Origin of the sequence: Comamonas sp., assembly GCF_009360615.1 — a bacterium.
Lineage (GTDB): Bacteria > Pseudomonadota > Gammaproteobacteria > Burkholderiales > Burkholderiaceae_C > Comamonas.
In genome coordinates this window covers 15,042-36,641 of the sequence record NZ_SPEY01000108.1, presented here as the reverse complement: position 1 = coordinate 36,641, position 21,600 = coordinate 15,042, and the positions used below count along the sequence as shown (strand labels likewise).

The 21,600-nt window shown below is 63.8% G+C and carries 26 protein-coding genes; 12 read left to right on the top strand and 14 right to left on the bottom strand.

Annotated features, from left to right (window positions below; translation table 11 throughout):
* The first annotated feature begins 19 nt into the window (after positions 1 to 19).
* Positions 20 to 2,281, top strand: a complete 2,262-nt coding sequence (locus E2583_RS22850) for a diguanylate cyclase (RefSeq protein ID WP_291598970.1) — start codon at positions 20 to 22, stop codon at positions 2,279 to 2,281.
* 16 nt (positions 2,282 to 2,297) lie between these two features.
* Here the strand turns inward: E2583_RS22850 and E2583_RS22845 are convergent, their stop codons facing one another.
* The 4 genes from E2583_RS22845 to E2583_RS22830 all read right to left on the bottom strand — a co-directional run bounded on the left by E2583_RS22845 (position 2,298) and on the right by E2583_RS22830 (position 7,887).
* Positions 2,298 to 2,990, bottom strand: a complete 693-nt coding sequence (locus E2583_RS22845) for a Crp/Fnr family transcriptional regulator (RefSeq protein WP_017404028.1) — start codon at positions 2,988 to 2,990, stop codon at positions 2,298 to 2,300.
* A gap of 114 nt (positions 2,991 to 3,104) precedes the next feature.
* A complete protein-coding gene (locus tag E2583_RS22840) occupies positions 3,105 to 5,429 on the bottom strand; it encodes a DUF6351 family protein (RefSeq protein ID WP_133073324.1) in 2,325 nt (774 codons plus the stop codon).
* A gap of 189 nt (positions 5,430 to 5,618) precedes the next feature.
* On the bottom strand, positions 5,619 to 6,464 hold the full coding sequence (locus tag E2583_RS22835; protein WP_291598963.1) for an imelysin family protein: 846 nt from the start codon (positions 6,462 to 6,464) through the stop codon (positions 5,619 to 5,621).
* 10 nt (positions 6,465 to 6,474) lie between these two features.
* Positions 6,475 to 7,887 (bottom strand): di-heme oxidoredictase family protein, encoded by a 1,413-nt coding sequence (locus tag E2583_RS22830; RefSeq protein WP_100546921.1) that lies wholly within the window; start codon positions 7,885 to 7,887, stop codon positions 6,475 to 6,477.
* Between the two features lie 263 nt (positions 7,888 to 8,150).
* Here E2583_RS22830 and E2583_RS22825 point away from each other — a divergent pair, with 263 nt between their 5' ends.
* Together E2583_RS22825 and E2583_RS22820 are read left to right on the top strand one after the other, a co-directional pair.
* A complete protein-coding gene (locus E2583_RS22825; protein ID WP_100546922.1) occupies positions 8,151 to 8,861 on the top strand; it encodes an AzlC family ABC transporter permease in 711 nt (236 codons plus the stop codon).
* Positions 8,861 to 9,190, top strand: a complete 330-nt coding sequence (locus E2583_RS22820; protein ID WP_128580019.1) for an AzlD domain-containing protein — start codon at positions 8,861 to 8,863, stop codon at positions 9,188 to 9,190. The genes E2583_RS22825 and E2583_RS22820 overlap by 1 nt, the downstream gene beginning before the upstream one ends.
* 62 nt (positions 9,191 to 9,252) lie before the next feature.
* Here the strand turns inward: E2583_RS22820 and E2583_RS22815 are convergent, their stop codons facing one another.
* The 8 genes from E2583_RS22815 to E2583_RS22780 all read right to left on the bottom strand — a co-directional run bounded on the left by E2583_RS22815 (position 9,253) and on the right by E2583_RS22780 (position 13,796).
* Positions 9,253 to 9,840, bottom strand: coding sequence for a putative glycolipid-binding domain-containing protein (locus E2583_RS22815; protein ID WP_291598959.1), 588 nt, complete (start codon positions 9,838 to 9,840; stop codon positions 9,253 to 9,255).
* A 160-nt stretch (positions 9,841 to 10,000) separates the two neighbouring features.
* Positions 10,001 to 10,342: a HopJ type III effector protein gene (locus tag E2583_RS22810; protein ID WP_291598957.1), complete on the bottom strand. Its 342-nt coding sequence runs from the start codon at positions 10,340 to 10,342 to the stop codon at positions 10,001 to 10,003.
* The gene (locus tag E2583_RS22805) at positions 10,339 to 10,632 is read right to left on the bottom strand and encodes a DUF1244 domain-containing protein (RefSeq protein ID WP_072425813.1); all 294 of its coding nucleotides are present in this window, start codon (positions 10,630 to 10,632) and stop codon (positions 10,339 to 10,341) included. Before E2583_RS22805 ends, E2583_RS22810 begins: the two co-directional genes overlap by 4 nt.
* A gap of 65 nt (positions 10,633 to 10,697) precedes the next feature.
* The gene (gene folX, locus E2583_RS22800) at positions 10,698 to 11,069 is read right to left on the bottom strand and encodes a dihydroneopterin triphosphate 2'-epimerase (protein ID WP_003462464.1); all 372 of its coding nucleotides are present in this window, start codon (positions 11,067 to 11,069) and stop codon (positions 10,698 to 10,700) included.
* Positions 11,069 to 11,629, bottom strand: a complete 561-nt coding sequence (gene folE / locus E2583_RS22795; protein WP_100546926.1) for a GTP cyclohydrolase I FolE — start codon at positions 11,627 to 11,629, stop codon at positions 11,069 to 11,071. The genes folX and folE overlap by 1 nt, the downstream gene beginning before the upstream one ends.
* 22 nt (positions 11,630 to 11,651) lie before the next feature.
* On the bottom strand, positions 11,652 to 12,362 hold the full coding sequence (folM, locus tag E2583_RS22790) for a dihydromonapterin reductase (RefSeq protein ID WP_100546927.1): 711 nt from the start codon (positions 12,360 to 12,362) through the stop codon (positions 11,652 to 11,654).
* Positions 12,363 to 12,678: 316 nt separating this feature from the next.
* The gene (locus tag E2583_RS22785; RefSeq protein WP_291598956.1) at positions 12,679 to 13,245 is read right to left on the bottom strand and encodes an antibiotic biosynthesis monooxygenase; all 567 of its coding nucleotides are present in this window, start codon (positions 13,243 to 13,245) and stop codon (positions 12,679 to 12,681) included.
* A 113-nt stretch (positions 13,246 to 13,358) separates the two neighbouring features.
* A complete protein-coding gene (locus E2583_RS22780; protein WP_100546929.1) occupies positions 13,359 to 13,796 on the bottom strand; it encodes a thiol-disulfide oxidoreductase DCC family protein in 438 nt (145 codons plus the stop codon).
* Between the two features lie 89 nt (positions 13,797 to 13,885).
* On the opposite strand from E2583_RS22780, the gene E2583_RS22775 reads away from it, so the two are divergent.
* Positions 13,886 to 14,839, top strand: coding sequence for a MerR family transcriptional regulator (locus tag E2583_RS22775; protein ID WP_100546930.1), 954 nt, complete (start codon positions 13,886 to 13,888; stop codon positions 14,837 to 14,839).
* A gap of 21 nt (positions 14,840 to 14,860) precedes the next feature.
* Here the strand turns inward: E2583_RS22775 and E2583_RS22770 are convergent, their stop codons facing one another.
* Positions 14,861 to 15,469, bottom strand: a complete 609-nt coding sequence (locus E2583_RS22770) for a hypothetical protein (RefSeq protein WP_100546931.1) — start codon at positions 15,467 to 15,469, stop codon at positions 14,861 to 14,863.
* Between the two features lie 65 nt (positions 15,470 to 15,534).
* Entirely contained in the window at positions 15,535 to 15,981 is a 447-nt protein-coding gene (locus E2583_RS22765; RefSeq protein ID WP_100546932.1) for a PAS domain-containing protein, read from the bottom strand.
* A gap of 102 nt (positions 15,982 to 16,083) precedes the next feature.
* Here E2583_RS22765 and E2583_RS22760 point away from each other — a divergent pair, with 102 nt between their 5' ends.
* The 8 genes from E2583_RS22760 to E2583_RS22725 all read left to right on the top strand — a co-directional run bounded on the left by E2583_RS22760 (position 16,084) and on the right by E2583_RS22725 (position 21,596).
* Positions 16,084 to 16,533: a flavodoxin gene (locus tag E2583_RS22760; RefSeq protein ID WP_100546933.1), complete on the top strand. Its 450-nt coding sequence runs from the start codon at positions 16,084 to 16,086 to the stop codon at positions 16,531 to 16,533.
* 1 nt (position 16,534) lies between these two features.
* Positions 16,535 to 17,002, top strand: coding sequence for a cupin domain-containing protein (locus tag E2583_RS22755; protein WP_100546934.1), 468 nt, complete (start codon positions 16,535 to 16,537; stop codon positions 17,000 to 17,002).
* Positions 17,003 to 17,161: 159 nt separating this feature from the next.
* Positions 17,162 to 17,938 (top strand): class II aldolase/adducin family protein, encoded by a 777-nt coding sequence (locus E2583_RS22750; RefSeq protein ID WP_100547026.1) that lies wholly within the window; start codon positions 17,162 to 17,164, stop codon positions 17,936 to 17,938.
* Entirely contained in the window at positions 17,935 to 18,828 is an 894-nt protein-coding gene (locus E2583_RS22745; RefSeq protein WP_100546935.1) for an alpha/beta hydrolase, read from the top strand. Before E2583_RS22750 ends, E2583_RS22745 begins: the two co-directional genes overlap by 4 nt.
* On the top strand, positions 18,821 to 19,351 hold the full coding sequence (locus E2583_RS22740) for a DUF1569 domain-containing protein (protein ID WP_100546936.1): 531 nt from the start codon (positions 18,821 to 18,823) through the stop codon (positions 19,349 to 19,351). Before E2583_RS22745 ends, E2583_RS22740 begins: the two co-directional genes overlap by 8 nt.
* A gap of 106 nt (positions 19,352 to 19,457) precedes the next feature.
* Positions 19,458 to 19,748 carry a hypothetical protein gene (locus tag E2583_RS22735; RefSeq protein ID WP_072425804.1) on the top strand — a complete coding sequence of 97 codons (291 nt, stop codon included), beginning with the start codon at positions 19,458 to 19,460 and terminating at the stop codon, positions 19,746 to 19,748.
* Between the two features lie 111 nt (positions 19,749 to 19,859).
* Complete coding sequence (locus E2583_RS22730; RefSeq protein ID WP_021490249.1) at positions 19,860 to 20,771, top strand: SDR family oxidoreductase; 912 nt, start codon at positions 19,860 to 19,862, stop codon at positions 20,769 to 20,771.
* Between the two features lie 243 nt (positions 20,772 to 21,014).
* A complete protein-coding gene (locus E2583_RS22725) occupies positions 21,015 to 21,596 on the top strand; it encodes a DJ-1/PfpI family protein (RefSeq protein ID WP_100546937.1) in 582 nt (193 codons plus the stop codon).
* The last annotated feature ends 4 nt before the right edge of the window (positions 21,597 to 21,600 follow it).

The following is a 21,600-nucleotide window of genomic DNA, read 5'->3' as shown; positions in this document are numbered from 1 at the left end:
TGCATATATTGAGGGCGTCATGTCACTGGACGCCCGTCGATCCCCCTTTTTCCAGGCGCTGCTGGCATCCCAGGATGCTCCGCAGGTGCCGGACTCGCCCTCGTGGCCGCGCGCGTCCACAGGCTGGGGCGCCATGCGCTGCACGGTGCTGGCGCTGGCCGCCGCGGCCGTGCTTGTGGTGGGCCTGGGCAGTGCCTGGTGGGTATCGCACAGCATGCGCCAGCAGACGCTGGAGCGCGCCATGGCCCGGCAGGCCGACGAGGTCGATACCGTGGCGCGCATGCTGGCCTCGCGGCTGGAGCAGCAGCAGCGCCTGCTGTGGGTGCTGGCCCAGGGCATGGCCGACCGGGGCGGCGACCCCAGCCGCCTGATGGGCGAGATGCTGCGCGGAGACGCATCCGTGCGGCTGTTCGACACATTGCAGCTGGCCGATGCGCGTGGGCAACTGCAATTGAGCCTGCGCGGCGGCCGCTCCGAACCCCTGGTCGATCTGGACGAAGGCGTGCGCGACGTGATGCGGCGCAGCCTGGCCGATGGCAAGCCCGTGGTCTCCACCATGGTCCGCAAGGGGGCCGATCCCGCAATGATGGAGTTGCTGTACGCCGTGCCGCTGCGCGCCGGCAACGGCACGGTCAGCGGCGTGCTTTCGGCGGGCGTGCGCATGTCCGGCCAGGCGCTGCTGCCGCCCGGCATCGACCCTTCGCGCTCCGCAGGGCGGCTGCTGGTCATGCAGCGCGACGGGCAGATCCTGGCCCACTCCGATCCGTCGCGCTGGACGGCGCGCGCCGAGGCCGAGCCCGGCCTGGGCGCGGACTGGTTGCAGGACCCTTCCGCCGGCGGCCTGCAGGTGGGCCCCGATACCCAGCGCCGCGCCGGCTACCTGGTGACGACGGCCGGCATGCCGCTGCCGCAGTGGCTGGTGGTCAGGATCACCCCCGAGGAAGCCATTGCGCCCAGCCTGGCGCCGCGCGTGCTCTGGTGGCTGCTGGCAGCCGTCGCGGGGGTCACGGCGCTGCTGGTGCTGCTGCTGATCCTGGTTACCGAACCCATGGCCGCCTTGCATCGCAGTGCACGCCAATGGCTGGCGAGCCAGGGGCGGCTGATGGCCGAAGAGCCCGATCCCGCGCCGGAGCCGGCGCCAGGCCATGCCGAGGAAGGCGGCTGGCGCATGCCCTGGACCCATGCCTGGGGAGAGGCTTCCACGCTGTGGCAGGCCCTGCACCGCCTGGGCCAGATGGGCCAGGACCAGGCCCACGAGGTCGGCCGGCTGCAACTGCAGCTGCAAACGCTGATGGACTACGCGCCCGTGGGCCTGGTGGTCACGCATGCGGCGCATCTGGAGCTGGTGGGCCTGCAGGCCGCGCGCATGCTGGGATATCCGCCGCGCGAACTGCAGGGGCAGGCGATACGCCAGCTGTGCGCCTCCGACGCTGCGCACGCACAGTTGCTGGAGCGTGTGCGCAAGGACCTGGACATGTACGGCCAGTTCGACAGCGAGCAGTGCTTTGTCCGCAAGGACGGCCGCCCCATCTGGGTGCGCCTGCACGGCCAGAGCCTGCAGCGCCTGCAGCGCGGCCTGGAGCCACGCGCCGTGGTGCCGGCCGATCCCACCCTGGTCTGGGTGGTCGAGGACGTGACCATGCAGCGCCTGGTGCGCGAGCAGCCGGGCTGGAAGGCCATGCACGATCCGCTGACCCTGCTGCCCAACCGCGAGGCCTTTGCCATGCGCCTGCATGAATGGCTGCAGGAATGCAGCGCCGCCCAGCGCCTGCCCGCCGAGGCGCTGCAGGAAGAGGCCTCCTCCTCGCAAGCCGACGCCGAGGTTGCTGCCGTGGCCACGGCCGCGGTCGAAGTCGCCATTTCTCCCATGCCGCACCATGGCGTGATCCTGTTCCTGGACCTGGACCACTTCGCCCACGTCAACCAGCAGGGAGGCCATGCGGCCGGCGACGAGGTGCTGTGCCACATGGCCCGGCTGATCGACAGCGTGGTGCGGCCCTTGGGCTGGGTGGCGCGCCTGGGCGGCGACGAGTTCGCCGTGCTGCTGGCCGGCGTCCCGGCCGAGCAGGGCATGCTGCTGGCGCAGAGCCTGTGCATGGCCGTGCAGGACTGGGAAGGCGCGCACGAGGGCCAGCGCTACCTGATGGGCGCCAGCGTCGGCATGGTGGTGCTCGATGCCCGCCAGCACACGGTCAGCAGCGCGCTGCGCTCGGCCGACATGGCCTGCTATGCGGCCAAGCGCAAGGGCCGCAACCGCGTCGAGGTGCTGGAGGCCGCATGAGCGCCGGGGCCGCGCCTCATTCGAAGGATTCGCTGAAGCGCCGCAGTCCCTCCGGATCGATCAGGGTCAATGCCCCATAGGAGACGCGGACCGCTCCGATGTCCTCCAGCTCTCCCAGGGTGCGATTGACGATCTGGCGCGACACGCCGGCCAGGCTGGCCAACTCCTCCTGCGACATGCCCAGGTGCCGGTTGCCGGTGTCCGGATACAGCCTCGAATCGGTCAGCTCCGAGATGCAGTGCGCCACATGGCGGCTGGAATGGTGCAGCCGCGCATGCTCGCAGCGGCCGATGAACTGGCCCAGGCGCGCATTGAGCTGGTCCAGCAGGAAGCGGTTGAAGCCGAGGCTGCGCTCCAGCAGCCAGTGAAAGGTGCTGGCCGGCATCAGTGCCACCAGCGTATCCTCGATCGCCGTCGCGTCGAACGGCCAGCATTCGTGCTTGAGCAGTGTGCCCTCGCCGAACCAGCAACCCGGGGTAAAGGTGGCCAGCGTGGTGCTGCGCCCGGTAGGCGACAGCGCATGGATCTTGACCGCTCCCTGGACGATGCCGGCCCAGTGGCCGGCCCGGTGCGTCTTGTGGCAAAGCGGGGCGCCGGCCGGTATGTGCCGCAACAGCACCTCCCGCCGCAACCTGAGCAGGTGGGCCCTGCTCAGGTGGGGCGCAAAGGGCGCGGACTTGAGGACGGCGTTGATCGTGGGCGGCTGCATGGTGCTTGATGCAAATCTTCAATGAAAGTCTGCTGCTTCATTGCCTGGATTGGCACGCTGCAAACCCTGATCACCGGCCCCCGGACCCCTGCGGGACTTCGCGCAGGGTGCAGCTCAATCGTTGCGCGAGACCGGCGCAGGCCCGGCCTTGGTGCCCGCCGGGCCGGCACTGAAATCGGTCAGGAAGGCCGCCTCCTGGCTCTGGCCCGTTCCGGCCTGGCTCCAGTCGCACACTCCTGCCGCAAACACTGCGGCAAGGCGCTTTTGCTGTGCCGGGCTGAAGGTGATGCCGGCGTACTCCGGGCTGGTGAACGAAAGGGGCTTGAGCTGGCACTGGTAGATGTCCTCCGCGAGCGGACCTCCGGCTACCTGGCGTGGCGACAGGGTCGGCTTGAGGGGACAGGCTGGGTCGTCCAGGGCCAGGACTTTGTCGAGATCCGAAGGGACGGCTCCCGTCGCGGCGATGCATCCATCCCTGACATCCGAAGGCCTGTTGCGCACCACTTTCTGTGCCAGCGCCGCGCCGGTGGTGTCGCGCTCCACGGCGGTCAGCCAGCGGTCCATCATGACAAAGGCCTCGCGTCGCATGGCAGGGGCGATCAGCAGCGGGATCATGCCCTTGCTGGCGCGGATCACGTGGTTGTCATGGTGGCCGTTGGCGGCATCCAGCCGTGCGCGTTGCTGCAGGCTGCGCCAGGTCATGTGGATGTCGCTGCCGCCCTCGGGCCGCAGGTCGATGATGGCCACCTGGGACAGGTTCCTGCCGTTGCTGGTGAGGCCACTGCTGTAGAGCCTGGGCAGCAGGCTGGCCACGGCCCGCTCGCGGGCTGCCGGCCTGGACGCAGTGCCGCCGGTCCAGTCCATGTCGTTGGTGTAGCTGCCGATGCCTTCGTTGAGCTGCACGAAAGCCTCCGCGTCGATGGCGCCCGACTGCAGTGCCTTGAGTCCGTACTGCAGGCCCGTGTTGTCATACGGCAGCTGCGGCTTGGTGTGGCCGTCGGTGTCCTTGAACGTCCCGAACACCGGGACCAGCATGTCGTGGATCGAGCAGCGCACGCCCTGGCCGCGTGTGCGCGGGTCGTAGACGATGGAGGCGGGAAAGCCCACGCCGCAGTTGTCGGGCAGCCGGGGGTTCTGGGGGGCGATGAAGCTCCCTACCCATTTGTCGCAGTAGCTGGCCGGATGGCCATTGATGGCGGCCTTCGCGGTGTCGCTCAGTGCCTGTCCTGCGGCCGTCCTGTAGTAGTTGGACAGCAGGCCGCAGTCGCGTGTTTCCATCCAGGTGGACACCGCATCGGGATAGCTCAGCCCCGTCTGTATGCCCTGCAGCAGACCCGGCATGGCGGAGGCGATCACTGTCTGCATCATGGAGCCACCCGAGTCGCCGTCGCCCATGGTGTAGCGCACTTCGCCGTAGTTCTCGATCAGGTGCTCCTTGATGCGCATCATGTTCTCGGCGGCCAGCAACTCGTTGTTGTTGTGCAGGTGGTTGGTCAGCATGGCTTTCACGACCATGTGGCCTGCCGCGAGCGCGTTGGGGTCGAACGGCAGGCTGCCGCTGAACTGGTCGAGGAGGTTGACCGCCGGCTCCTGGAAGCGATTGCCGGAAGCGGCTGCGCCGAATCGCCACAGCACCTTGCCGTTCCATCCCTTTTGCGGCTCCCAGGGCGTCCAGGCAAGCGCGGGGTCATGGTAGGCCAGGATCTGGTAGGTGCCGCGGCCCATGACGCCAGTTTCCATGCGCAGCAGGTGCTTGACCGTATCTCCGCGGTCGTTGGTGAAGTCGGCGATCTCGCTGTCGGCCGGGCGCTGCGATGGGTCGTAGGCCACATGACAGGGCGTGGCGCCTGCCGGACCCATCGTGCAGGCGCTGCCTTGCCTGGCCTTGGGCATGTAGTAGTAGGTGTACTGGGTCCTGGTATTGCACTGGACATCCACCGGATCGGTATCGAGACCGCTGACGCGCGTGGTCACGGTCGCCGAAAGTGCCGTGCCGGGCACCGAAACGGTGGCTTGCGCGCCATTGCGCGTGGCGCAGATCCACGGCGCGGTCTGCGGCCCGGCGAAGATGGGATCGCCCCGGCCATGGTTGGTGATGTCCAGCCGTGCCCTCGCGCTGCCGGCCGCCGTGGCGGTGAGGGTGTTGGCGCCCACCCTCAATCCCTCGATCCGGCCCAGAATCCGGCCATTGGCGCGCTGGGCGAACCGGGCGGTGACATCCGTGCCATTGAGCGCCACCTTCAGCGCACCGGGCGGGCTGCCCTTGGGCAGCACAATTTCAATATAGGCATTGCCGTCGCTGATCATGTCGGCCCGGTTGGACAGGCTGCGTATCTCGATGACACCCAGGCCTGAATCACCGCTGCCGCCGCAGGCGGTCAGCACACTGGCGAGCGTGGCTGCGGCCACCATGCCCGAAAAAGGGGTTGGCTGTTTCATCGTCTTGTCTCCTGCAATCCACTTCCTTTTGAAGCGATTTCATTGAATCACGCTAACAGTCTGAAAGTCTGTATAGGTTTGGACAATGGTTTGCCGGCGACTGGCTCGCATATTGCATGTGCTGCGTGCACAAGTGTTTAACCGCCCCTGCCCAGGGCATTCTTGGTGCTTGTATCTAGCTGGCGGGGGTCATGGCTGGGTTACGCTGCGGGCTCCCCATGACCTGCGGCGCGTCCCCGGCGCGACCGCTCTTTTTTTCGCTGATTGCTTCGCTACATTGGCCAGGCTGCCGGCGCTGCGCCAGGCTTCGGCCTGATAGGGCTGGGCGATGCCCTTGCTCTGCCGGCCCATCGGCGCACCGAGTTTCTTCTTCAGGCCATCCAGGGCGCTGACTTGCACGCGCAACAGCTCGGCGATCGCTTCGTTGGCGTCGGCGTAGCGCTCGTTGGGGAATGTCTTCAACTGTTCGGCCATGCCAGATTTGGCCTGCCATTCGCCAACGATCTCTGCGGCCAGTGCCTGCTGGTGTTTGCCGATGGCTTGCAGCAGTGGGCAATAGCGCGCTTTCTGTTCGGCCTGGGCGAGGTCCAGATTGGGGTCGAAAAGAATGTATTCGTAGGCGGTCAGGCCCTGAACCACCACGCTGGCATTGGACAGGTCATCTGCACTCAGCTGCGGCTTGTTCTTCAGTAATGCTTCGACCTGGCGCTGCACCAGGTTCTTCTTGTCCGGCCAGAACTGGATCTGCCAGGCGCGGTTGCCCTCGGCCAGCGGCCCGACCAGCAATGGCTGCAGGCTGGCCCAGGCGCTTTGCGCGCCGAGAAAGGCCTGGCGAGCGGCACTCAGATCGGTGCTGCCTGCGCAGAAGGCTTCGGCATTGGCCGCCAACTGGCGGTCAGCTTCCTGCCAACTGCTGTAGGCCGGCAACAGCACGCCATCGGTCAGCGCAGCGCTGACCTTGGCTTGCGGGTCCTGCTGGCCACAGCCGACCAGGGCCAGGCCGAGCAGGGAGGCGATCAGGGTTTTGTGCAACATCGCAGGCTCCTCAAAGGGAATTCAGGAAGGCGAGCAGCGCTGCTCGCTCGTCGGCATCGAATTTCAGCACATGCAGTTTGGCCGCTTCGGCCTCGCCACCGTGCCAGAGAACGGCTTCCAGCAGGTTGCGTGCACGGCCGTCATGCAGGAACTGAGTGTGACCATTGACCGTTTGCGTCAGGCCAATGCCCCACAACGGCGCCGTGCGCCATTCGCGACCGCTGGCGAGAAACTCCTCGCGGCCATCGGCCAACCCGTCGCCCATGTCATGCAGCAGCATGTCTGTATAAGGACGGATCAGCTGGTTGGCCAGTTCCGGCTCGGCGGCATCGGCCGACGTAGTGAAACTGGGTGTATGGCATTTCTGGCAGCCGGCCTGATGGAACAGGCTCTTGCCCTTGAGCACCTCGGGGGCATCGACGTCACGCCGGGCCGGCACGGCCAGGTTGCGGCTGTAGAACAGTACGCTGGCCAGGATATTGTCGCTGACCTCCGGTTCGCCACCATGGGGCGCGGCCAGGCAATCGGCTTGCGCCGGGGTGCAGTTGTCATGGGGGATCAGCGAACTGGTCAGGCCCATGTCGTTGGCGAAGGCATCGGCATTCTGCTGATTGAGATTGGGCTGGCCAGCCTTCCAGCCGAAACGGCCGAGCACGCTACGTTGCAGCTGTCGATCCCAGACGATGTTGGGGCGCCCGGAAATGCCGTCACCATCGGCGTCATCCGGATCGGCATTGGCCAGAATGGCGTCCTCGGCAATGGCCTCGAGCAGGCCGAGTCCGATCATCGGCGGGGCGATACGCGTGGAGAACAGGGTGTCCGGATGCATGGCGCCATAGCCCAGCTGGCTGATCTGCAGCTCAGGTTTGCGCAGCTCCACCAGGGTGCCATCGGCGAAGCGCACCGGCACGCTGCTGTAGGTGACGCGGACCTTGCCCTCGGGCGCTACGCCGGGGTTGGCCATGTCCTGCAGCTGGGTGCCGTAGGTGGGCTCGGCCACCACGCCCTGGCGCACCAGCAACTCGGCATGCTCGGGGCCGGCCGGCAGTGACAGACGCACCAGCATCGAGGCGGCGCTGACCGCATCTGGCCCCGGCGGATGGCCGCGACCATCCTTGATGTGGCAGTTCTGGCAGGCATTGGTATTGAACAGCGGGCCCAGGCCATCACGTGCGGTGGTGGTGGCTGGCGCCGTGACCCAGGGGTTGCGGAAGAAGCTGTTGCCCACTGCGAAATCCAGGCGACGGCTGGGTGCGAGGTTGGCCGAGGGCAGGGAGAAGGCGTTGTGATCGAACTTGCGCACCGTCGCCGCACCGGCAGAAAGGGCCTCGCCGGGTTCCGCCGCGGTGAAGTGCGGTTGCTGCTCGCAAGCGATCAGAGTCAGGGCCATGAAGGGCAGCAGGCAGCGCTGGAGCGGCGACATCGAGGAACAATCCGAACGGGCAAGAAAGCGGGGCGCCAAGATTAGCAGGCTAACGGAATTTAAATAAGATGGATTAGCGTTAGCCAGGCGTGGCCAGAGGTCGCGGGCGTGAGTTGGATGCCAGCCCATTTCTTTCCTGCCATAAGCTTTTTCGATTATTTATGCGAGGGCTGCGGCTTCAGGGATTGGTGACCACTAAGAGCAAGAACGTTCAAGACCTGCCTGGGGCTGCTTGGTTAAGCTGGTCGGCCCAAGGAGGTTCCATGTCCCGTCATCACGAATTCACCCAGGGCGCCCGCGATATGCTGCCGATGCTGCTCGGCGCCATTCCCTTCGGCATCATCTTCGGCAGCCTGGCAGGCGCTGCCGGGCTCGATCCCTGGCAGACGCAGGGTATGTCCTTGCTGGTATTCGCTGGTTCGGCGCAGTTCATCGCCATCAGTCTGTTGACCGGCGGTGCCGGTATTGCGGTGGTGTTGCTGACCACCTTCGTGGTCAACCTGCGCCATGCCCTGTATAGCGCCAGCCTGCAGCCATACGTGCGTCATCTGCCCAAGCGCTGGCGCGTGCCGTTGGCCTTCTGGCTCACCGATGAGGCCTATGCGGTGGTGGTGCAGCGCTACGCGCGTGGTGACAAGGGCGCCTATCGCCATTGGTACTTTCTCGGCGCGGCCCTGGCCATGTACTGCAACTGGCAGCTGTGCACGCTGGTCGGCGTGCTGTTCGGTCAGGCAGTGCCGAACATCGGTGAGTGGGGGCTGGATTTCGCCATGCTGGCGACCTTCATCGGCATCGTCGTGCCGATGCTGCGCAATCAGCCGCAAGTGGCGGCCGCCCTGGTTGCGGGCGCCGTGGCGCTGCTGTGCCATGCCTTGCCCTACAAGCTTGGGCTGATGGCGGCTGCGGCCAGTGGCATCGTCGTCGGCGTGTGGTTGGAGCGGCGTAACCCGGCGCTGCAGGAGGAGTTGCTCTGATGGATATCTGGTTGCTGATTCTGGGCATGCTGGCGATCACCTTCATCACCCGCTACAGCCTGTTCGCATTCCCTGATCTGCGTTTTCCGCCATTGATCAGACAGGGGCTGCATTACGTACCTACTGCGGTGCTGACGGCCATCGTGGTGCCCGGCATGCTCATGCCGGACGGGCAGAGCTGGGCGTTGAACTGGAACAACGCCTACCTGCTGGCGGGCCTGGTCGCCATTGCCATCGCCGCTTTAACGCGGCACTTGCTGGCGACCATCGGTGGTGGATTGCTGGTGTTCTTCCTGCTGCGCTGGGCGTTCGGGCAACTGCCGATCTGAGTGGCGCGGAGCTGGCCTGGTGCGCATGGCGCACCCTAGCCGGGTAGATCGTGGTAAGGCCGCTATACCAGCGCGCTGACCTTCAGGTCGCGCTGGCTCAAGCGCAGGTACTGTTGGTCAGCCTTGAGCAGTAGCGCGTGTTCGTCGACGCTCAGTTCTTCATGGGCATGACCTTCGGCCTGGCTGCGGTAGAGGCTTTCACCGGGGTGGCGGCGCAGGCATTGGTAGCGCTGCTGGCGTGGTTCCACCTTGAAGCTGAACATGTCGATATAGGCGACCTGCATCTCATCACTCTGCCCGGTCTCCAGCGCGCTGCGTTGCAGGGCTGGGGTGTGGGTGAAGGGCGAGGCCGAGAGCATGACATGTTGGCATTGCAGTAGATCAGGGCGTGGTTCGCCGTTGAGCAGCCAGTTGCCGCGCAGATCACGCTGTAGACAGAGGTTGCGCTGGCCGTGGTTGTCGACCTTGAGCCAGAGGCGGCGGAAGCGCCAGCGCGGATCGCACTCGATCATGTAGTTGGCAACGATGCTGTTGCCCTTGATGACCTGCATGAGGTGGCTGGTTGCCTGGATGCCATTGGCATCCTGACTCAGGCGCAGGGTTTCCACGCCGGGGGTGCACCAGGGTTTCCATACCAGGGTTTGCTGCATCGGTCGACTCCATGCCGAGCGCGAAACAGGAGGGAAGGGCGCTAGCGCGCAGAACACGTTCCCTCGTGTTCCATGTTGTTATTGCGCGCAGCATAAAGCGACAGCGATGTGATGTCTGTCAGCTTTTGCTGACAGTAGCGCAGGTTTTTGCGCTATGGATTCAGGCTTTCGGCTTCAGCGGTAGCTGTTCGAACTTCACGCCGTCAAGGCCATGCACCATCAGCGCGCGGATGTTGCCGTGGTCACTGCCTTGCGGCGTGGCCAGCACGCTGCGGTAGTGCTCGCCGAAGGCACGCAGCGCTTCGTCCTTGCTCAAGCCTTCCAACAGGGCCAGGCCTAGGGTCTTGCAGGAGCCTTCGTTGTGTCCGGCCGCGTTCTCCACGTCACCGTTACGGAAGGCGCTGGGCTGATAGTCGTAGTGCGCGGCAACGAAGGCCAGGGTTTCACTGAAGGCGTAGTCATCCTGCTGCAGACGGCTGCGCAGGGTATTCAGAGCGGTCATTCAGGCTTTCCTTTGGCAAATGCGGCTTTCTGCTCGGCCGAGGCTTCTTTCTGATATTTGGCTTTCCAGTCGGCATAGGGCATGCCGTACACGGTCTCGCGGGCCTGATCGGCGCTGACCTCGACACCGAGGTCGTCGGCAGCGGCCTTGTACCATTTGGACAGGCAGTTGCGGCAGAAACCGGCCAGGTTCATCAGCTCGATGTTCTGCACGTCAGGACGGCTGCGCAGGTGCTGCACCAGTGCGCGAAAGGCTGCAGCTTCCAGTTCGAGGCGTTCTTGCTCGGTCATGGTGGGCTCTCCGGGGATGGGTGGCGGCGATGATAAGAGCCTTGCCGGAGAGCGACAAGCCGCTGTCAGCGATGGCCGGCCAGGGTGATGGATACCGACTCGGCGAAACGCAGGGCATGCGGTTTGTCCACTTCCACTTCGGCGTAACGCACGGCCTGATGGGTCATCACCAGGTCTAGGATTTCCTGGGTCAGGCGCTCGAGCAGGGCGAAGCGATTGCCTTCGACATGGGCGATGATCGCCTTGGTGATGGTGCGGTAGTTCAGCGCATGCTCGATATCGTTGACCTCTACCGCATCGACGGCGGGGTAGAGGATGGTCAGGTTGATCAACACGTCCTGCTTGTTGTTGATCTCTTCCTCCTTGATGCCGATGTAGGTGCGCAGGCGCAGGTCCTTGACGCGGATGCGAGCCATTCCAGGTTCCAGTCGCGGCATTAGTTGTTCCGTCCGATCAATTGCAGGAATTCGTGGCGAGTGTTGCAGGACTCGCGGAAGGCGCCAAGCATCACCGAGCTGCTCATCACCGAATTCTGCTTCTCCACGCCACGCATCATCATGCACATGTGCTTGGCCTCGATCACCACCGCGACGCCGGCGGCGTTGGTCACGCGGGCGATAGCATCGGCGATCTGCTTGGTGAGGTTTTCCTGGATTTGCAGGCGCCGCGCGTACATGTCGACGATGCGCGCCACCTTGGACAGCCCGAGCACCTTGCCGGTGGGGATGTAGGCGACATGCGCCTTGCCGATGAAGGGCAGCAGGTGGTGTTCGCACAGCGAGTACAGCTCGATGTCCTTGACGATCACCATCTCGTCATTGTCGGATTCGAACAGCGCACCGTTGACGATCTCCTCCAGTGACTGCTGGTAGCCATGACACAGATACTGCATGGCCTTGGCCGCGCGTTTGGGGGTGTCGAGCAGGCCCTCGCGCTCCGGGTTTTCACCGAGGCCTACGAGGATCTCGCGGTATTGCTGGGAAAGAGGTTGGCTCATGGCAGTGTCCTGAGCAGTCGCTTCACTTGAGGTGGCGGCCGCCGTTGAGGGTAAGGGTCGTTCCGGTTACGTAGGAGTTGTCCAGCAGATAGCGCAAGGTCTGGTAGAAGGCCTGCGGGCCGGGTTCTATGCCCAGCGCCGATTTGGCCAAGGTCTTGATGCGGTAGGCGTCGTCATCACCATCGTTGAACATCAGCAGTGCTGGCGCGATGGTGTTGACCTTGATGCGTGGGGCAAAACGCGCGGCGAACGACAGCGTCAGGCTTTCCAGACCCGCCTTGCTGGCGCAGTAGGCGGGGCGATTGGCGCTGCCCTTGCGCACCACGTCGTCACTCACGTGCACGATGTCCGCGTGTTCCGACTGCAGCAACAGCTCGCTGCAATGCAGGTTGATCAGGTAGGGCGCAAGCATGTGCACGCTGAACAGCTGGCGAAAGACTTGTGCTTCTTCGCCCGGCGTTTCCGCCAGCCACTGCGAGGCGTTATGCACGATCGCGCGCAGGCCGTTGCACTGCAACTTGACCTGCTCGATGAACGCCATGATGCCGCTCTCATCACTGAAATCCGCCTGCAGAGCGATGGCGCCGCGTTCACGCAGCCGCGAAATGTCGTCGCGGTTCTGGCGGTAGCTGATGATCACCGGCTGGCCTTCGTCAAGCAGACGTTCGGCGCAGTAGAGGCCGACCCTCTGGCCGGCGCCGGTGATCAGGATGGGGAAGCTGGCAGCGCTCATGTGCGACTCGTGAGAAAGAAATGAAGGCCTGGCTCGTATCGCCTCGGGATACCTGACCAGTGGCAGGCGCTACTCACCAGACCGTGGATAAAGCTATACCAGAGCTGCAGGTTGTACAACCATGTGCGACATGTGGTTTTGCTATCAGACTGAGTGAATTTGCCTATTTTGCTGAGTTTTAAGGATTTTTACTGAGGGATTCGAGAAAGGCTTTTGTACTTTACCTGTACGAATCTATGTTTTTGTACAGATATTGGCTGCTTGTAGAACGAAATCGGCCAGCACGAGGCTGGCCGATTGGTAGAAATGGATGCTTTCAGGGCTTGCCGATGCTGGCGGCTCGCCTGCTCAGCCGCTGCGGATAGTTACCTTGTAGCCAGGGTTCCAGCAGGCGAGTGGAAAGCGGGATGAACCAGTAGGTCATCAGTGGCGTCAAGGCCAGCGTCGACAGCAGCACGCGGGTGACCAGCGAAAGGTCGGCGAGCCAGGGGCCGAACAGCAGGTTGAAGGCCAGGGACACCGGAAAGAATGCCAGCCAGATCGCCACGCTCTGCTTCCAGCGCGGAGCCTGTCGATGGGCACTGCCGAACCAGGCGTCAAGGCCGACTGCACGCTTCTCCTGCGGTTCGGCAAACAGGCCCGCACCCCGCTGCAGCCAGGCCTGGCGTGAGGCCGAGTGCTCCCAGGAAGCCATGGTCTGTTCGTCGCTGAAACGGAAAACGATCTGAAACTCATCATCGCCGGCAGGAGGTGCCAGCACGCCGGAGCCGAGGTAACCAGGGAAGTCGGTGGCCAGATGTTCACCTTCACGCAGCCAGGCGATGAAATCGTGATAACGGCCATTGGCGACGCGGCGCGCCACCATCAGGGTAACGGGGGACATTGTGTATCTCCTCGGGTGTTGCCGTCGGCCGGGGTATGGCGTTGGGCGTGGTCGAGCACGGGGTGATGTGCTCGACGAACAATGCAGCAAGGATTATTCCCGTTTTGCGAAAATTAGCCAGCGTCAGCTGATGGCGGGCGTTGAGTCGAGCAGATGTCGCCCTTTCGGCAGCGCGCCGCACCGTCAGGGTGCGGTAGCCGCGCCAGATGAGGGCGCAGACGGCAGAACAGTCGGTAGCCCCATTCCAGCAGTGGGCGCAGCGGTCGCCAGCGCAAGGGCGCCACCCAGGTTCCCAGGCCCGCGGCTTCCCAGCTCCACAGGCTGGCATCAAGACCCAGCAACCAGGTGCCATCGGCCCAGCGAGCGTGCAGGCGATTCTGCATCGCAGTCAGGGACAGCCCCAATGGCAGTGGATCGAAGTCCGCGGCAGAGATGTCCACCAGCAGTAGCCGCTGGGGCGATGCGTGCCGGCTGAGTAGACGGATTTCACGCGCGCAGAGCGGGCAGTCGCCGTCGAAATAGAGGGTCAATGGCCAGGTGGGGTTGTGCATGTGGCTGACTTGTATAATTCTTGCACAATGTAAGCCTGGCCAAGCTGGGTTACAATCCCTCTACATTCGTTGCCACGATGCCCGAAGCCATGCCCGAACTCGCCTCCGTCACATCGCTTGCGTCCAGCGCTTTGAAGCAGGAAGAGCTGTTCCCCATCCGCGAGGTTTCTCGCCTTACCGGCGTCAATCCGGTCACCCTGCGTGCCTGGGAGCGGCGTTACGGCCTGATTCAACCGACGCGTACCGACAGCGGCCATCGTCTCTACTCGCAGGCCGATATCGATGCGGTGCGCAGCATCCTCGCCTGGATCGAACGTGGCGTTGCGGTCAGCAAGGTTGGCTCGATCCTGGCCAAGAGCGCCAGCAGTCGCAGCGTCGCCACCCCGGCCTACAACGAAGTCAGCAATGACGACTGTAGTCAATGGCAGGGTCAGGTGCGTAGCGCGCTGCAGAACTTCGATGAGCCGCGTCTCGAGCGTCTGTATGGGCAGATTTTCTCCTGCTACCCGCTGCCGGTGGTGTTCCAGGATATTTTCATGCCGGTCTGGCAGGAATTGCTGCTGCGTCAGGACGAAGTCGGCCTGCGCGGCGAGTGGCTGATGCTCGACGGCTTCCTGCGTGGGCGCTGCTGGCAGCGTCTGCAATTGGGGCGTGATGATTCGCGTGAGCGCGTGCTGCTGGTGGCACTACCTGGCCACTGCCGGGAACTGGAGTTGCTGGTTGCCGCGTTGCTGCTGGGCAATCAGGACGTCGACGTGGCGGTGATGGGGCCAGGCGTACCCATGACCGATCTGGCCCTGGTCTGTGAACGCATGCAGCCCCAGGCCCTGGTGGTCTTCAGCAACCAGCCGCCAGGCGAGGAGTTCCCGCGGCAATTGGCGCGCCTGGCGCTGAGGCTGGAGTGTCCGTTGCTGCTGGCCGGTGACAGTGCCGATCTGGCGGAGGAAAGTCTGGCCGGTTCGCCCATTGCTTGCCTGGGTAACGAAGGACGCCTGATGCAGCGTCGTATGCAGCAGTTCCTGGCTGGCCATCTCGATACCTGAGGTGGTCCAGGCCACTGAGCTTCAGCTCATTGCTGCAGTCTGCGACTGTTGTTCGCTGTGCTGTTCGAACAGGTACTGACGCAGAGTTTGCTCATCTTCCGTATGTAGCGTCTGCAGGCTGTAAGCGTAACGCTTCTGGCTGACGCGTCTTGCGAGCCGCGCGCGCAATTGAACGCGGCGCTCCTGGGGCAAAAGCAGTTGCAGCAACTGATCCTTGGCCGGCGTGCCTGTTTTGCTGTATTCCACCAGGATTCCATTGTTCGATAGCTCCAGCGCCTTCAGGCCACTGGGCTGGTCGCTGTCGTCCAGCAGTGCTAATGCCGTGGGCAGGACAAGACGCCATGGGCGTTCGCTTACCCCTTGTTCGAAGATCAGCGGGGCGCCCAGCTCCAGGCGTGACTGACTGTGGTCGTCTTGGATCAGGTGCAGGGGGAAGCTCAGATGCTGATTGTCGGTATGCGTATCCAGGCTTAGCTGTTCTTCGTTGCCCAGGCGAGCCAGAAGCTCACTGAGTCGTTTGCCCAGAGCCAATGGCGGCGCTGCGTTAGGGCGCCGCTTTTGCGGAGGTTTGAAGAGGATCTTCTGGATGAAATCCAGTTCGTCCTGAGTCAGCAGCGGATCGCTTTGCATGGGATAATACTGCACGGGGTCAAACCCATCTGACTGCGCTGGCGAAGGATAGTTTTATCCGTTCGTCAGTTTTTGAGACGCGCCAGCTCGGCCTTCAGCTCAGTGACCTCTGCCTCCAGCTCACGCACTCGCTGCTTGGCTTCGACCTGTTCGGTAACATCCTTCTGGATACCGATGTAGTAGGTCAACTGGTCGCTTTCGTTCAGCACCGGAGTGATCGATAGCTCGTTCCAGAACGCGCTGCCATCCTTGCGGTAGTTACGAATGATCTGTCGGCAGGGCTTGTTCGCCTTGACCGCTTCGCGAATGGCCTGCAGGCCGAGCTGTGCACGGTCAGTGCCCTGCAGGAAACGGCAATCCTGATAGAGGATGTCATCGCAGGGGTAGCCGGTCAGGCGCTCGAATGCCGCGTTGGCGTAGATCAGAATATTGTCTTCGCCCTCCTGCTCGGCCACCACGATCCCATCGTTGGAGGCGTCGACTACCAGTTGCAGCAGTTTGGCATTGATCATGAGTCCGGTTCCGCGATGGATATGGGCTGCATTCTAAAACATCGGGTCGGGCTGTCCACTTGCGGCATAATGCGCGGCGTTTTTCCTGTTTCCGGAGTTGTCATGAAAGTCGCCATTCTCTCGGGCTCGGTCTACGGTACGGCCGAGGAAGTCGCTCGCCACGCCGAGCGCCAGCTCAAGACCGCCGGGTTGGACGCCTGGCACAAAGCGAACGTGAGCCTCGAGGAGCTGCTGGCCTTCGCGCCGGACGCCTTCCTTACCGTCACCTCCACCACTGGCATGGGTGAGCTGCCAGACAACCTGCTGCCGCTGTACAGCGAAATCAGAGACAGTTTGCCGGCCTGGAGCGGCAAACCGGCTGCGGTGCTGGCGCTGGGCGACTCCAGCTATGACACCTTCTGCGGCGGCGGTGAACTGATGCGTGAGTTGTATGCCGAGCTGGGCCTGCGCGAAGTGGTGGAAATGCTGCGCCTGGACTCCAGCGAAACCGTCACGCCTGAAACCGATGCCGAACCCTGGCTGCAAGCCTTCGTGGCGGCGCTGAAGGCCTGACGTGCACCCGCGCGCTCGCCAGTTGATCGACAGCCTCGGGCTTGCCGCGCATCCCGAGGGCGGTTATTACCGTCGCCTGTTCGTTTCGGCGCAGCGCGATGCTCAGGGCCGGGCGGCTTCCAGCGCCATTCTGTTCCTGCTGCCGGGTGGTGCGGTCAGCCGCTGGCATCGGGTCGACGCCGACGAGCTGTGGCACTTTCACGAGGGCGACCCTCTGCAGTTGTTGGTAGCCGATATCCCCAACGCGGTGCGTTGCGAGTTGCTCGGGCCGGCCAGTGAGGGGCAGATGCCGCAGCGCGCGGTAGCGGCCCATGCCTGGCAGGCGGCGCGCTCGACGGGCGCCTATACGCTGGTCGGTTGCACTGTGGCGCCGGAGTTCCAGTTCGAGGGTTTTCGCCTGCTGGCCGATGACGCCGAGGCTCAGGCGCAGTGGCCGCTGCTGGCGCGCGATTACCCCGAGCTGGTTTGACCGGCGATAAAAGCGGCGAATACCTGCCTATCGCACCGCGGCGCGCCAGCGCCGTGACCCGCAAAGCCATCAAGATGGCTGCCAGGGCAACTACCGCCAGCAACGCGCCTGGCTAGACTGCGAACACCACCGACCAACAAGAATATCGAGGTGATCGCCGTGAATGCTCCGCTGAAACTCCCCGCTGTGAAGAATCTGGTTTCCGAGGCCGAATGGCGTGCACGCGTCGACCTCGCCGCCTGCTACCGGCTGATCGCCCTCTATGGCTGGGACGATCTGATCTTCACCCACATCTCTGCCAAGGTACCGGGTACGGAAGATTTCCTGATCAACCCCTATGGCCTGATGTTTCACGAAATCACGGCGTCGAGCCTGGTCAAGGTCGACCTGGCGGGCAACAAACTGATGGACAGCCCGTTCGACATCAATCCAGCCGGTTACACCATTCACAGTGCCGTACACGAGGTGCGCCACGACGTCGGCTGCGTGCTGCATATTCACACGTCTGCCGGCATCGCCGTGTCGGCGCAGAAACAAGGCTTGCTGCCCCTGTCGCAGCAGTCACTGTTCGTCCTCGCCAGCCTGGCCTACCACGGTTATGAAGGCGTGGCGCTGAATCATGACGAGAAAGCGCGGCTGCAGGCGGACCTGGGCGACAAGAACTTCATGATCCTGCCCAACCATGGGTTGCTCACTGCTTTCGGCGGCATCGCCGACGCCTTCCTCGGCATGTTCATCCTGCAGCGCGCCTGCGAGATTCAGGTCATGGCGCAGAGCGGCGGTGCCGAGCTGATCCACATTCCGCAGCAGATTCTCGACGGCGCGCGGGCGATGATCGCCGGTGTGATGAAAACGCCGCAGGGCATGGGCGGGGCGCTGCCCTGGCCAGCGCTGCTGCGCAAGCTGGACCAGCAGATGCCAGGTTACGACCAGTGAGCGAGCTGCCAGGCATCGCCCTGGACGAGTGGCGCGCGCAAAGCCAGGCGTTGCACTTTCATGGTCACACGATCCGTTACTGGACTGCTGGAGACACGCAAGCCCAGCCGCTGCTGCTGATTCACGGCTTTCCCAGCGCCAGCTGGGACTGGCATCGCCTGTGGGCGCCGCTGGCCGGGCGTTACCGGCTAATCGCCTGCGACATGCTTGGCTTCGGTTACTCGGCCAAGCCGCGTGGGCATGCCTACAGCCTGCTGGAACAGGCAGATCTGCAGCAGGCACTGCTGGCCCATATCGGCGAACGGCGCGCGGTGCATGTGCTGGCTCACGACTATGGTGACAGCGTTGCCCAGGAGCTGATCGCGCGGCATCAGGACGGGCAACTGCAGTTGGCGAGTTGTGTGTTCCTCAACGGCGGTCTGTTCCCCGAAACCCATCATCCGGTGCGGGTGCAGAAGTTGCTGCTCGGGCCGCTTGGCCCGCTGATCGGGCGGTTGTTCTCACGGCGCAAGCTGGCACAGAGTTTCGCCCGCATCTTCGGCCCGCACACCCAGGCCAGCGAAGCCGAACTGGATGCCCTGTGGCAACTGGTGGCGTACAACAACGGCCCGGCGGTGATGCATCGTCTGATTCGCTACATGCCCGAGCGGCGTCAGCAGCGGCAGCGCTGGGTCACGGCGATGCAGGCTACGATGCTGCCGATGCGGGTGATCGATGGCGCTTTCGATCCCATCTCCGGTGCGCATATGGTGGCGCGCTACCGTGAGTTGATCGCAGACGCCGACACCGTTCTGCTCGACGGCATTGGCCACTATCCGCAGTTGGAGGCGCCGGCTGCGGTGCTCGAGCATTACCTGCAGTTTCGCGATGCAAGGAGCCCGCATGCGTAGACGTACCCTGCTCAAAGGCGCTGCGCTCGGCGGAGCCGCCGCACTCGGCGCCGGCTACTGGGCCTTGCCTGTCGGGCCGCGGCCGGCGGCTGTCAGCCTGGAGGGCGCACGTCAGGTGCTGGCGGACTTGCAAGGCAAGACGCTGCAGAACATTCGCGGCTGGAGCCCGAGCGAAGTGTTCAATCACTGCGCGCAGAGCATCGATTACTCCATCGACGGTTATCCCGAGCTGAAACCGGCCTGGTTTCGCCATAGCCTCGGACCGGCCGCGTTCGCCGTGTTCAGCGCGCGCGGCGCCATGCGTCATCCGCTGGATGAGGCAATTCCCGGCGCAGCCGCTCTGACTGAACCAGCCGATCAGGCCTTGGCCTTGCAGCGACTGCAGGTGGCTTTTGAGCGTTTTGCCGAGCACCAGGGTGTGCTGCAGCCGCACTTCGCCTATGGCGCGCTGGACCACGGCGAATACGCCGAGGCGCACGTGTTGCACCTTTACAACCACCTCAGCCTGATTCGTATTGCCTGAGCGTACGCGAGGATGAGCGGGTCAGCGTTGCGATAATTTTTGTCGAACCTCCGGCGCCGTGAGCGACTCAGTAACTGTGTCACTCACAGGAAAGTCGAGGTTACTCATGAACAACATGAACAAGAAATTATCTGCACTGCTGCTGAGCGGGATTCTGGGCGCGATGGCGCTGCCTGCCTTTGCTGAAACCGAGTCTGATGGCACCAGCTCCCCTGGTCCTACCATGCCCTCTGCTCCAGGGGATGCGCCGATGAATCCGGCTGATGACGGCGACGGCATCCCGCCGGTGCAGGGCCCCAACACCGATGGCAATCCCGGTGGTGACCGGGGTGGTTCCGGTGATGGCAGCGGCACCGGCGGCAGTGGTTCCGGCTCGGGTTCCGGCACCGGTAACTGAGCCGCATAAGGTCGCATTATCGGCCGTCATTCAGCAGTCCCGCGCGCCTTGTGAAGCGCGCGGGGCTGCCTGACACTCGGTGCATTCACAACCTGCCCGAGGAAGCTGTCGATGAGCGATGCCATCCGTTTCGAAGATCAAGTGGTCATAGTCACCGGTGCTGGCGGTGGCCTGGGCCGCGCCCATGCACTGCTGTTCGCTCGCCATGGTGCCAAGGTGGTGGTCAACGATCTCGGCGGTAGCACCCATGGTGAAGGGGCCAACGCTTCGGCGGCCGACAAGGTGGTGGAAGAGATTCGCGCCTTCGGTGGTACTGCAGTGGCCAACCATGACTCAGTCACCGATGGCGACAAGATCGTGCAGACGGCGCTGGATCATTTCGGCCGTATCGATGTGCTGGTCAACAACGCCGGCATTCTGCGCGACAAGAGCTTCCACAAGATGGAAGATGCCGACTGGGATCTGGTCTACAGGGTCCATGTCGAAGGCGCCTACAAGACCACTCACGCGGCCTGGCCTCACTTGCGCGAGCAGAACTTCGGCCGTGTCATCTTCACCTCGTCGACCTCCGGCATCTACGGCAACTTCGGCCAGAGCAACTACGGCATGGCCAAGCTCGGCCTGTACGGGCTGACGCGTACACTGGCCATCGAAGGGCGCAAGAACAACATCCTGGTCAACGCCATCGCACCGACCGGTGCCACGCGCATGACCGAAGGGTTGATCCCGCCGCAGGTGTTCGAACAACTCAAACCCGAACTGGTCAGCCCACTGGTGGTGTACCTCGGTAGCGCCGCCTGTCAGGACACCGGCGGCCTGTACGAAGTCGGCGGTGGCTGGGTGGGCAAGGTGCGCTGGGAGCGCAGCCTGGGCGCGGGCTTCGATCCCAAGGCCGGTTTCAGCCCCGAGGATGTCGCGGCGCAGTGGCAACGCATCTGCGATTTCGAGGGCGCTGCGCACCCGGCCGACAACGTCGAGGCGCTCAAGGAGATGATGGCGAACCTGCAGAAGTACGCGCTCTAGACCACATGCGGGCACTGAAAGGCCGGCAGTGATCATATGAAACGCTCAATGCCGCGTTTGGCAGGAGCCCACCCCGGGGCGAAGCTTTTCGATGCTGCACCGGCCAGATTCGCGGCGGGGCGCCGCTTCTACACAGTCGGTGTATCGACGCTTGATGTTTGCTGAGTAGTACCCGGCTGTTACCTGTCGGAGGAAATAGGGGCGAATAATGGCATTCGTTCCACCTACCTTCAGGAGACGATCATGGCTGCCAAGAAGATTCTCATGCTGGTCGGCGACTACGCCGAGGACTACGAAACCATGGTGCCGTTCCAGGCGCTGCAGATGGTCGGCCATACCGTGCATGCGGTCTGCCCGGGCAAGGTAACCGGCCAGACGGTACGCACCGCCATTCACGATTTCGAGGGCGACCAGACCTACAGCGAAAAGCCGGGGCACAACTTTGCGCTCAACTTCGATTTCGCCAAGGTCCGTGCCGAAGACTACGACGCTCTGGTCATTCCCGGTGGTCGTGCTCCTGAATACTTGCGCCTAAATGCCGACGTCATCGCCCTGGTGACGGCCTTCACCAAGGCCGACAAGCCCATCGCTGCCGTCTGCCATGGTGCCCAGCTGCTGGCGGCAGCCGGGGTGCTGGAGGGACGTGAGTGCAGCGCCTATCCTGCTTGTGCGCCGGAAGTGACGTTGGCCGGCGGCAAGTACGTGGAAATCCCGGTGGACCAGGCACACGTGCAGGGCAAGCTGGTCACCGCGCCGGCCTGGCCTGCGCATCCGGCCTGGCTGGCGGCGTTTCTCAAGGTGCTGGGGACTGAAATCCGCTTGTGAGCAG